The sequence below is a fragment of the Neobacillus drentensis NBRC 102427 genome (genome assembly GCF_001591445.1).
In the GTDB taxonomy this organism is placed as follows: domain Bacteria; phylum Bacillota; class Bacilli; order Bacillales; family Cytobacillaceae; genus Neobacillus; species Neobacillus drentensis.
This window is the reverse complement of record NZ_BCUX01000050.1, coordinates 25,697-36,560: the sequence shown is the minus strand read 5'-3', so window position 1 is coordinate 36,560 and position 10,864 is coordinate 25,697. Positions and strand designations below refer to the sequence as shown.

Annotated in this window: 10 protein-coding genes and 1 riboswitch; of the genes, 4 read left to right on the top strand and 6 right to left on the bottom strand. The window is 40.5% G+C overall.

The features are described from left to right. Window positions 1–228 precede the first annotated feature (228 nt). Window positions 229–393, bottom strand: a complete 165-nt coding sequence (locus BDR01S_RS19570) for a glycogen biosynthesis protein GlgD (RefSeq protein WP_066258286.1) — start codon at window positions 391–393, stop codon at window positions 229–231. Further along, window positions 390–659 (bottom strand): YtzC family protein, encoded by a 270-nt coding sequence (locus tag BDR01S_RS19565; RefSeq protein ID WP_066258287.1) that lies wholly within the window; start codon window positions 657–659, stop codon window positions 390–392. The genes BDR01S_RS19570 and BDR01S_RS19565 overlap by 4 nt, the downstream gene beginning before the upstream one ends. A 415-nt stretch (window positions 660–1,074) precedes the next feature. Here BDR01S_RS19565 and mnmL point away from each other — a divergent pair, with 415 nt between their 5' ends. Continuing rightward, window positions 1,075–2,034 (top strand): tRNA modification radical SAM protein MnmL/YtqA, encoded by a 960-nt coding sequence (gene mnmL / locus BDR01S_RS19560; RefSeq protein WP_066258288.1) that lies wholly within the window; start codon window positions 1,075–1,077, stop codon window positions 2,032–2,034. Between the two features lie 2 nt (window positions 2,035–2,036). Next, a complete protein-coding gene (mnmM, locus tag BDR01S_RS19555; RefSeq protein ID WP_066258290.1) occupies window positions 2,037–2,609 on the top strand; it encodes a tRNA 5-(aminomethyl)-2-thiouridylate-methyltransferase MnmM in 573 nt (190 codons plus the stop codon). Window positions 2,610–2,630: 21 nt separating this feature from the next. Here mnmM and tbcS read toward each other — a convergent pair whose 3' ends face one another. Both tbcS and BDR01S_RS19545 read right to left on the bottom strand, forming a co-directional pair. Continuing rightward, window positions 2,631–3,713: a tetraprenyl-beta-curcumene synthase gene (gene tbcS, locus BDR01S_RS19550; protein WP_174523461.1), complete on the bottom strand. Its 1,083-nt coding sequence runs from the start codon at window positions 3,711–3,713 to the stop codon at window positions 2,631–2,633. Window positions 3,714–3,730: 17 nt separating this feature from the next. Then, on the bottom strand, window positions 3,731–4,534 hold the full coding sequence (locus BDR01S_RS19545) for an alpha/beta hydrolase (RefSeq protein ID WP_066258294.1): 804 nt from the start codon (window positions 4,532–4,534) through the stop codon (window positions 3,731–3,733). 145 nt (window positions 4,535–4,679) lie between these two features. On the opposite strand from BDR01S_RS19545, the gene BDR01S_RS19540 reads away from it, so the two are divergent. Next, window positions 4,680–5,189 carry a gamma carbonic anhydrase gene (locus tag BDR01S_RS19540; RefSeq protein WP_066258296.1) on the top strand — a complete coding sequence of 170 codons (510 nt, stop codon included), beginning with the start codon at window positions 4,680–4,682 and terminating at the stop codon, window positions 5,187–5,189. Window positions 5,190–5,225: 36 nt separating this feature from the next. Here BDR01S_RS19540 and asnB read toward each other — a convergent pair whose 3' ends face one another. Then, entirely contained in the window at window positions 5,226–7,130 is a 1,905-nt protein-coding gene (gene asnB / locus BDR01S_RS19535) for an asparagine synthase (glutamine-hydrolyzing) (RefSeq protein ID WP_066258298.1), read from the bottom strand. A 284-nt stretch (window positions 7,131–7,414) separates the two neighbouring features. Continuing rightward, entirely contained in the window at window positions 7,415–8,614 is a 1,200-nt protein-coding gene (gene metK, locus BDR01S_RS19530; protein ID WP_066258300.1) for a methionine adenosyltransferase, read from the bottom strand. Between the two features lie 200 nt (window positions 8,615–8,814). Beyond that, window positions 8,815–8,953, bottom strand: a riboswitch (SAM riboswitch). 232 nt (window positions 8,954–9,185) lie between these two features. Here metK and pckA point away from each other — a divergent pair. After that, complete coding sequence (pckA, locus tag BDR01S_RS19525) at window positions 9,186–10,772, top strand: phosphoenolpyruvate carboxykinase (ATP) (protein WP_066258301.1); 1,587 nt, start codon at window positions 9,186–9,188, stop codon at window positions 10,770–10,772. The last annotated feature ends 92 nt before the right edge of the window (window positions 10,773–10,864 follow it).

The following is a 10,864-nucleotide window of genomic DNA, read 5'->3' as shown; positions in this document are numbered from 1 at the left end:
TTTTAGCGTCAAATGAACTTGTACAACTTACAGGTGCTTTCATGAAAAAAAAGCTTAGAGATATTTGCATCTCTAAGCTTTTTTTACTGTGCAATATACTGTGAATTGAGTTGTGAAATTTATCTGATTTGCTATGGATTAGGTTTGTGATTAACCGTTTTGCATCTAACAAGCAAGCCCTCAACGAAAAAAATGAGGGCTCCTTCTTTATTATTAGGAAGATTGGTCCTATTCTTGGTGAAATTTGGATTTCACGGGCTGTCCGCCTGTTTTTTCATAGTTCTTCTTTGCTTGCTTTACAATATCAAAATCTTGTCCGAGCTCTAGATCTTGATTATTAGTTCCATTCCGTGTTTTCTGTTCGGGATTTTGTTGCTTGGAACGCTTTTTCAAAGGTTTTCCCCCTCTAGAATCATTGTGTTCTGAAGCTGCTGAAGCTGGAGTCTCATTCTATGGAGTTGATCCCGCTGCTGTGAATTAGCACTATGGGCCATTTTGGTAATGTCCAGATAAGTATCTTCAAGCTGTTGCATTGCCTTTGTGTAATCATCATCATTATACTGCTCTTGAAGGCTGCTTTGTTTGTACTGTTCTTCGGCATAGCGAATTGCATCCTCAACTTGCTGCATTAAGTTATCCATTGAGTCGCGAGTAGCCATCTTTAGAACCCCCTTCTGTATTAACTCAATCTCAATCCCCATCATATCTAGAAGCAAATTGCTTCATTTCTTATTGTGTTCTCCATTCTTTTTCCTATAACACAATTAGTCGGATAATTTTTTACCAAGCATGTTCGTAAATAATTATCATTTGGATAGCTTGTCATATCATGTTAAAATTGATGTTATGCTCTTTTACTTTGGCTTTGATAAACTTGCCTGTTGATTTCCGCTCCAGGCGCTTCGCTTTCCGCGGGCGGTCCGGGGAGCCTCCTCGGCGCTTAACGCGCCTGCGGGGTCTCCCTTGTCCCGTCCTCCCGCAGGAGTCTTCGCGCCTTACGCTCCAATCAACAGGGTGCCAAAATCAACAATAGATTTAACAAAACTTTTACTATAAAAAAAGGAGGTTTTCTGATTGAGTCAGACTAGACCTTTTCTATATGCATCTGATGATAAACGTTACCATACTTGGAATTACCACCTTCGCGGGCAATTCGGCCACAAGGTATTTAAGGTTGCACTCGACGGCGGCTTTGACTGCCCGAACCGTGACGGCACGGTCGCACACGGAGGCTGCACCTTTTGTAGTGCATCAGGATCAGGGGATTTTGCCGGTAATCGTGTCGAGACCTTGGAAACTCAATTTAACGACATAAAAGAAAAAATGCATACAAAATGGAAAGATGGCAAATATATGGCCTACTTTCAGGCATTTACAAATACACACGCACCTGTAGATGTTCTTCGTGAAAAATACGAATCAGTTCTACAGCAGGAAGGCGTAGTTGGTTTATCAATTGCAACCCGTCCTGATTGTCTGCCTGATGATGTGGTCGAGTACTTAGCGGAATTGAATCAGCGTACTTATTTATGGGTGGAGCTCGGCTTGCAGACTGTCCACGAACGGACGGCCTCACTTATTAATCGTGCGCATGATTTTCAGTGTTATAAAGACGGAGTTAACAAGCTTAGAAAGCATGGCATTCGCATCTGCTCCCACATCATCAATGGCCTTCCGCTTGAATCCTATGACATGATGATGGAAACAGCGCAGGAAGTCGCCAAGTTAGATGTACAGGGAATAAAGATTCATTTGCTTCATTTGCTAAAAGGAACCCCAATGGTCAAGCAATATGAAAAAGGAATGCTTGAGTTTTTGTCCCAAGAAGACTATGTAAACTTAGTATGTGACCAATTAGAAATTTTACCGCCGGAAATGATTGTTCATCGGATCACAGGAGATGGACCAATAGACTTAATGGTTGGACCAATGTGGAGTGTAAACAAGTGGGAAGTCTTAAATGCGATTGATGCTAAACTGAAGGAAAGGAACAGTTGGCAGGGGAAATTTTATCAAGGTAACTTGGTGAAGTAGTGATGAAAGTGGATAAAATTCTTCCATTTGCGAAAAGTTTACTTCATAAAGCGGTTAATCCCGGTGATATTGTGGTCGATGCTACAGTAGGAAATGGCTGTGATACGGTTTTCTTAGCAGGGCTTGTTGGTGAATCTGGACATGTATTTGGGTTTGATATTCAAGAGGAAGCCATTGCTGCCAGTAAGGATCGTTTGATAAAGCAAAACCTATCAGAGCGAGTTACGCTGTTCCAATCGGGGCACGAACACCTATTCAAACTGATTCCTCACATCTGCCATGGTAAAGTAACAGGTGCCATTTTTAACTTAGGTTATCTTCCTGGCAGTGATAAAACGATTGTTACCAAGCCTGAAACTACGATTGCTGCCATTCATCAACTATTAGAGATTATGACATCTGAAGGAATCATTGTTCTTGTTATATACCATGGTCACAAAGGCGGAGCCGAAGAGCGAGATTCTTTGCTTAGCTATTGCAGGCAATTGGATCAAAAAACGGCACATGTGCTCCAATATCAATTTATTAATCAACAAAATAGTCCGGCGTTTATTATTGCCATCGAAAAAATCTAAAACCAGGCCTTCTCGCCTGGTTTATTTTGTGATTAGCCTGGTGACAAAGGCCGGGACTGATTTTTGCACAGATCGGTAGGCAAGACCGTTGAAATAAAAGAAGTAACTAATCCAACCGCCCGATTTAATTATTCCTTTTGCCAATCTACGAACCTTTTTCTGTTTGCGGACCTTGGCATCCGATAAATATATTCCTAACAAACCACGGTTAATCAAGCGATGGAAATTTCTATGCGGAAGAAACTCCGTGTGCCGGTCTGCTTCTACGACAAAATGTTTCAATCGCTGAAAAAGTATTTCTTCGCTTTGATAATAGGAACAAAAATTCAAGTCCCCTCCCGCTATGTCCTCCTCTTGATCAATAAAATAATCCAACAGAATATGTAATCCCTGAATATATGGAAAGTATCCCTTTCGAATATTTTCAGCATCACTAGGTTGAAAATCCTCACGAAGCGAGTAGGAGATTAAGCAGAATATCCCCAATGTAGAACCCGAACAAGCGGAGAATTCATACCATTCCATTTCAGGCAAGTGGTCTTGATTGGTTTGAAACCACTTTTCAAGGCGCGGGACACGCTCCTCTTTAGTAACATGCTTGTGTATTTGTAAATCACAATAGTATTGGCAAAGCTCAAGCAAATAATCTTTGATTCCATCATAATTCTTTACTTCTCTAAGGACCGAACGACAGGTTTCCGATAAATCATACAAATAATTATCATCATCCTGGTCCTTGCGAAGTCGGTAATAGTTTTTCTTCTCAGCATTAAGAATCAGTGCATCTGACATCGATTCATGGAGCGCAGCAAAATCATTAGGATCAAGTGAGGTACTTCTGTCACATAGATTATCTAGATAATCACTGATTGTTTGATAGGCCACAATAAATTTTATTGCTTTTTTATAGTCCTCTTTCGCAGTTAGTGAGAGGATGGCTCCTCCTTCACAATGGAAGGTTTTGTGCTTAATGCTAGCAAGAGCCTGGGTTCTTAGCTCCGCATTAGGAATATTTTCAGCACGGCTTTTCCAATAAGCCAATTCTTTGTGAACAGCTGGAAGTATTTTGCGATAGACCCTAGACATAAGGGTGATTGGCATCATTGAAACCGACAACCTTTCTAAACAATATAACCTATTGCTTTTATTTGACTTATAACAAAATCCTTTGCATACTCAAATACTTCTTCCCGTTCCGGTTCATTAAAGATTTCATGGTAACATTTCGGCCATTCCTTAAATCTTTTTTCAGATAACGGGACGTGATTGAACCATTCCTTTACAGTGCCTTTATTAACAATTTTGTCATCTCCGCCTTGCATGACAAGCATCGGAAGGTCCTGTATTTTTTCGAGTTCTTGAAATGCCTCTTTCATGGCTCCTACTAGTTCTCGATACCATCTAATGGATACCTTGGTGATATATAGAGTATCATTTGAATCTGCTTCCCTTACTTCCTCATTCCTAGTCGCCATTTGGACTGTCAATCCGGAATTCATCCGCAGTGAAGGGAAAACCACATTCAGGCCATGCGATAAAAGATCCAGAAATTTAGACGGGGTATGAACTAACCCTAAACATGGGGATGAAAGGATTACTCCCGCAACATTCAATCTTTCTTCTTGTAAGAGGCGGATGGAGATCAAGCCTCCCATACTGTGACCTAGTAAAAAGACCGGCAAATCATAGCGGTAGGCTGCTTGTATCCAATCCTTCACCTCGAAAATATATTCATCGAAGGAATTAATATGACCGCGGTTCGCTCTTGTTGTCATCCCTTGCCCGGGAAGATCTGCCATTATGACATGGAACCCAGCTGAACGCCACATTTCAATCAGCCAGCCATAACGGCGATGATGTTCCATGGCACCATGAACCATCACGATAACAGCTTTCGCTTCCCCTTCTGCTTCCCACTTCCACATAGTCTTCCCCCCTGGAATTAGTTATTACCTATTGTTGGAAAAATTTTATACTTTTATAGGGTCCCTTTTAAAAAAGGGCAAATATTTTGTGAATCACATCAAACTTCCGATACAATAGAATCATCATCCCAAAGGAGCGAGAAAAATGATTTATCCATTTAAAGATAAATATCCACGCATAGCTGATTCTGCTTACATCGCCGATTATGTGACGATTACTGGTGATGTCGAGATTGGCGATGAGTCAAGTGTTTGGTTTAACACTGTGATCAGAGGGGACGTAGCCCCAACTATTATCGGGAAGAAAGTAAATATCCAAGATAATTCTATCTTACACCAAAGCCCCAATAACCCGCTAATTTTAGAAGATGAAGTAACGATTGGACATCAAGTTATTTTACACAGTTGTATCGTTCGAAAAAAGGCGTTAATTGGAATGGGTTCTATCATTCTTGATAATGCTGAAATCGGTGAAGGTGCATTTATTGGAGCGGGAAGTTTAGTCCCCCAAGGAAAGAAAATCCCCCCGAATACCTTAGCATTTGGCAGACCTGCAAAAGTTATTAGAGAATTAAACGAAGAAGACAAAAAAGATATGCTAAGAATCTCTAAAGAATATGCTGAGAAGGGACAATATTATAAGTCCCTAAAATAAAAACGCAAAAAGCACCCATTTTGGGTGCTTTTTACATTAATTTTTAGATGTTTGTAGTACTTTCTCTAGTGCATAATCACGTTGAAAGGAATAAACATCCTCAACATACACTTGATGCCATACCATGAACATCAACACAGTCCAGATTTTCCGGCTGTTGTCTGCTTTCCCTTGGCAATGATCTTCAAGTAATTGCAACACATATGATTTATTAATCAAATGATCCGTGTTACTATCGCGGATAATATTTTTTGCCCACTCGTTCATTTCATCCTTTAACCAATGACGGATTGGCACTGGAAACCCTAGCTTTTTCCGGTCAAGCACATGGGCAGGCACTACGCCTTCCGCTGCTTTACGCAAAATATACTTTGTTGTTCCATGCACTGTTTTTAGGCTAGTCGGAATCTTTGAAGCTACTTCGAAAACGGCTTTATCAAGGAATGGCACACGAAGCTCTAAAGAATGAGCCATCGTCACTTTATCAGCCTTCAGTAATATATCACCGCGCATCCATGTATGGATATCAATATACTGCATCCTGTCTACCGGATCGTATCCTCGTGATTCAGCGTACAGAGGTTTCGTAATATCGCGATAATCTAACCCTTCACGATAAACACTTAATAATTCACGCTTCTCTTCTTCTGTAAACATCTTCGCGTTTCCAATATAGCGTTCCTCCATTGGAGTAACACCACGTTCGATAAAGCTTTTGCCTCTCATTCCCTCAGGCATCATGGCTGCGATCCCTTTTAAAAGCGCTTTTCCTGCTCTCGGGATCTTATTAAATACCTCTAATGATTGCGGTTCATGATAAATATTGTAACCGCCAAATAATTCGTCCGCACCCTCACCGGAGAGAACAACCGTAACGTGCTTTCTTGCCTCACGGGCAACAAAATAAAGCGGTACACAGGCCGGATCAGCTAGCGGATCATCCATATGCCACATGATTTTTGGAATTTCATTCATATATTCCTGCGGTGAAATCACATAGCTGATATTTTCGACACCCAGCTTTTCAGCGGTCTCTTTTGCAACATCAATTTCACTGAATCCATTATGCTCAAATCCCACTGAGAAGGTCTTAATCGCTGGGTGATATTCTTTTGCAATTGATGCGATGATTGAAGAATCAATTCCGCCTGAAAGAAACGAACCAACAGGAACATCACTGCGCATGTGCTTTTTGACAGAGTCAAAGAGAACATCTTTAATTTCCTTGATAAAATCAGGTTCTGATTTTTGCACAGGCTTAAAGTGGGCCTTCCAATATCGTTTTATCTCCATTGGTGAGCCTATTTTTTTTGTGAAATAATGCCCCGGCTCTAACTTTTTAATTCCATCAGACATAGTGTTGGGTTCCGGAACAAATTGATAGGTCAAATAATGCTGCAGGGAATCATAATTAAGTACATCATTTTCGAGACCTAACAGAATGCTCTTTTTCTCAGAGGCAAAAAAGGTTCTCTCACCATCTTCAAAATAGAAAAACGGTTTAATTCCAAAGGGATCACGAGCGCCATATAGGGATTGTTCTTGCTTATCCCAAATAACAAATGAGAACATTCCGCGCAGCTTTTCGACTGCCTTTTCCTTTAAATGGCTGTAGAGTGCAATAATAACCTCGGTATCAGAGTTGGTCGCAAAGGTTAATCCTTCGTTTAATAGTTCCTCGCGAAGTTCAACATAGTTATATACTTCACCGTTAAAGATAATCCAGTAGCGTTCATTCTCGTACGTTAGCGGTTGATGACCGCTCTCAATATCAATGATACTCAAACGGCGGAACCCAAATTGGATATGTTCATCATAATAAAAACCATCATCATCCGGTCCGCGATGTGTTATAATATCGTTCATATTTTTAAATTGTTGTTTTTGCTCATCACTAAAGTTTTGTGTTTTGTCGTGTACACAACCGATAAAACCACACATTATGTACCTCACCTCATTCTATATATCCGCCAAACGGACGTATTGCTCAAAAGCGTAAAAGTCCCTGCGCTAGAGCTGGACTCAAAAAACATACTCTCTAATACTACCACTTTTTTTGTAAAAAATGCACTGTGAACAATAGGTAAATTTAATATCCACATTTTTTACTTCTTTTGGCCTGCTTAAACACTTCATTTTAATTAATAATCAATTATCGTACAGGTCAATAGACGTAGGAATTAAAACAGGAGTTACATATAGTATGTAACTCCCCGCTTTTCTATTTATAAATTTGCTTGTTGGCGTAATGTTTCTACTTTATCTGTGCGCTCCCAAGGAAGGTCCACATCTGTACGGCCAAAGTGACCGTAAGCTGCAGTTTGCTTATAAATGGGGCGACGAAGATCCAACATTTTAATGATTCCAGCAGGGCGAAGATCGAAGTTTTTACTAACTAAGTCAACTAACACATCTTCGCCTATTTTACCTGTACCAAACGTATCAACTGCAATAGAAACCGGTCGTGCTACACCAATTGCATACGCAAGTTGAACTTCTACCTTATCAGCAAGACCTGCTGCCACGATATTTTTCGCAACATAACGTGCCGCATAGGCTGCAGAACGGTCAACCTTTGTTGGATCCTTACCAGAGAAGGCACCGCCGCCATGGCGAGCATATCCGCCATATGTATCAACAATAATTTTACGACCCGTTAATCCGGCATCCCCTTGCGGTCCGCCAATAACGAAACGGCCAGTAGGATTAATGAAATATTTGGTATTTTCATCGATAAGTTCTTGTGGAACTACTGGATTGATAACATATTCTTTTAAGTTACGCTGTATTTGCTCTAAAGTAACTTCTGGGTTGTGCTGAGTGGAGATAACAATCGTATCAATGCGTACCGGTTTGTCATTCTCATCATATTCCACAGTTACCTGAGTTTTTCCGTCGGGACGAAGGTAATCAAGGACTCTATCTTTACGCACTTCTGTTAAACGGCGAGCAAGCTTGTGTGCTAATGAAATTGGAAGAGGCATAAGCTCTTTTGTTTCATTACAAGCAAAGCCAAACATTAACCCTTGGTCTCCAGCTCCAATGGCTTCGATTTCTTCATCAGACATTCGGCCTTCACGTGCTTCTAGTGCCTGATCAACACCCATTGCAATGTCCGGAGACTGTTCACCAATAGAAGTTAACACGGCACAAGTCTCGGAGTCAAAACCGTATTTCGCACGATCATAACCAATACCCTTAACCGTTTCACGAACAATTTTTGGTATGTCCACGTAAGTAGACGTGGTGATTTCTCCCGCTACTAGCACTAGTCCTGTTGTTACTGAAGTTTCAGCCGCAACACGGGCATTAGCATCCTTTGCTAATATAGCATCTAAAATGGAATCAGAAATTTGGTCACACATCTTATCAGGATGACCCTCAGTAACTGATTCAGAAGTGAACAAACGACGTTTTGTTGACATCTGAATTCCTCCTATAATATGAGATAATCGAGGTTTTAGGAAGGTTACAGGAATACTTCTTGAACCCCGAGAATTTGATACGGTACTCATTCCCCTAGTATGTAATAAACAAAGGATTTTTATTAGAGGCTCTTTTAGTAAAAGGGCTTATACAAAACAAAAAACCTTACCTGAGAGGAAAGGTTGTTCCGGGCCTTTCGCTCTTATCGTTCAAGGCGGGAGCCTTGCGTCAGATTAGCACCTTCGCATTTGAAAAGGACCTTTTAGGTGGTCATTCTTTTCATATTGCAGGTTGCTGGGTTTCATTGGGCCTGTCCCTCCACCAGCTCGGGATAAGAGAGTATCCGTTCAACTTTGAATATTAACACATCATCAAACAATGTCAATGGATTTTTTAAGAATCTTCGTCCATGTCAATAGGGAAACTACAAAACAGTATGATTTCCAGTTCCATTAAGGTATGCATAAATTTAAAAAATTCTGATAAATAGTATGCATCAATCTAGTCAATGTGTTATACTTTTTATATTATTTACACCATAAAAAACTAAAATAAAGGAAGGTTTATAAAATGAATTCAGTTGATACTCGAAATGAGTTACTGCAATTATTAAAGGAAAATCACGTAAATGTCCAATTATCAGTACCTCAATTAGTCGAAAAAATCTTAACTCGTGATGAGGGATCACTTACCTCTACCGGGGCAATTAGTGTTGTTACCGGAAAATATACAGGCCGCTCTCCTCAAGACAAATTCATTGTTTTAGAGGAATCAACTAAAGAGAAAATTGAATGGGGCACTACCAACCAACCCATTTCTGAAGCGGTTTTCACAGGACTTTATCATAAGGTTATTAATTATTTAAAAAAGAAAAATGAAATTTTTATTTTTAAAGGCTTTGCAGGTGCTGATAAAAAATCACGCCTGCCTATCCAAGTCGTAAATGAGTTAGCTTGGCAAAATTTATTTGTTCATCAGTTGTTTATTCGACCTACTGATGATGAATTGCTTGCCCATGATGCCGGCTTCACCGTAATTTCTGCACCTAATTTCAAGGCAGATCCTGCAGTTGATGGTACGAACTCAGAAGCTTTTATTATGATTTCTTTTGAGAAAAGAATTGTTCTAATCGGTGGAACAGAATATGCCGGTGAGATGAAGAAATCTATTTTTTCTGTCATGAATTACTTACTGCCTGAAAATAATATTTTTTCCATGCACTGTTCTGCTAATGTTGGCATTGAAGGCGATGTGGCTTTATTCTTTGGCTTATCCGGAACAGGTAAAACAACTTTGTCCGCTGATCCGAATCGCCGATTAATTGGTGATGATGAGCACGGCTGGTCATCTAATGGCGTCTTTAATATCGAGGGCGGCTGCTATGCAAAATGTATCAATCTTTCTCGTGAAAAAGAACCGCAAATTTTTGATGCCATTCGCTTTGGAACTGTCCTAGAAAATGTAACATTGAACCAGGAATCAAGAATCCCTGATTACGATGATGGAACATTGACAGAAAACACACGTGCTGCTTATCCGATTGACGCAATCGATAATATTGTTCAACCAAGCATCGCGGGTCATCCTAACACAATTGTCTTTTTAACTGCTGATGCCTTTGGAGTGCTGCCTCCGATTTCAAAATTAACAAAGGAACAGGCAATGTATCACTTTTTAAGCGGCTACACATCAAAATTAGCTGGAACAGAGCGCGGAATAACTTCACCACAAGCTACCTTCTCTACTTGCTTTGGTGCTCCATTCCTACCGCTTCCTGCGACTCGTTACGCAGAAATGCTCGGTGAAAAAATACTTGAGCACAATGCCAATGTTTTTCTAGTGAATACTGGATGGACTGGCGGAGAATATGGTGTCGGTAATCGGATGAAACTTTCCCACACACGTGCAATGGTTCAAGCAGCACTTGAAGGGGAACTAAATCACGTAGAAACCGTGAAGGATGAGATCTTTGGATTAAATATCCCGCTCCATATCGCAGGGGTTCCAGATGAAGTCCTGCAGCCGGTTAAAACTTGGTCTGATTCGCAGGCCTATGAACTGAAAGCGAAAGAACTAGCAGCAAAATTCCGCGAAAACTTCAAAAAATTCACGAATGTTTCAGAAGAAATAGAAGAAAAAGGCGGACCAATCTCGTAAGCGGAAGCGCCCGTTTAGCTGCGTATGGACTGGAGCACTTTGACTGAGATAAAGGAAACACGGAGAGCGTAGCGCATTCGTGCTTGACTTAT

Bases quoted from the DNA above. Each gene is read 5' to 3' on its own strand.
- BDR01S_RS19565 (WP_066258287.1), bottom strand. From the start codon at position 659: ATGGCTACTCGCGACTCAATGGATAACTTAATGCAGCAAGTTGAGGAT.
- pckA (WP_066258301.1), top strand. From the start codon at position 9,186: ATGAATTCAGTTGATACTCGAAATGAGTTACTGCAATTATTAAAGGAA.
- BDR01S_RS19545 (WP_066258294.1), bottom strand. From the start codon at position 4,534: ATGTGGAAGTGGGAAGCAGAAGGGGAAGCGAAAGCTGTTATCGTGATG.
- metK (WP_066258300.1), bottom strand. From the start codon at position 8,614: ATGTCAACAAAACGTCGTTTGTTCACTTCTGAATCAGTTACTGAGGGT.
- mnmM (WP_066258290.1), top strand. From the start codon at position 2,037: ATGAAAGTGGATAAAATTCTTCCATTTGCGAAAAGTTTACTTCATAAA.
- tbcS (WP_174523461.1), bottom strand. From the start codon at position 3,713: ATGATGCCAATCACCCTTATGTCTAGGGTCTATCGCAAAATACTTCCA.
- BDR01S_RS19540 (WP_066258296.1), top strand. From the start codon at position 4,680: ATGATTTATCCATTTAAAGATAAATATCCACGCATAGCTGATTCTGCT.
- asnB (WP_066258298.1), bottom strand. From the start codon at position 7,130: ATGTGTGGTTTTATCGGTTGTGTACACGACAAAACACAAAACTTTAGT.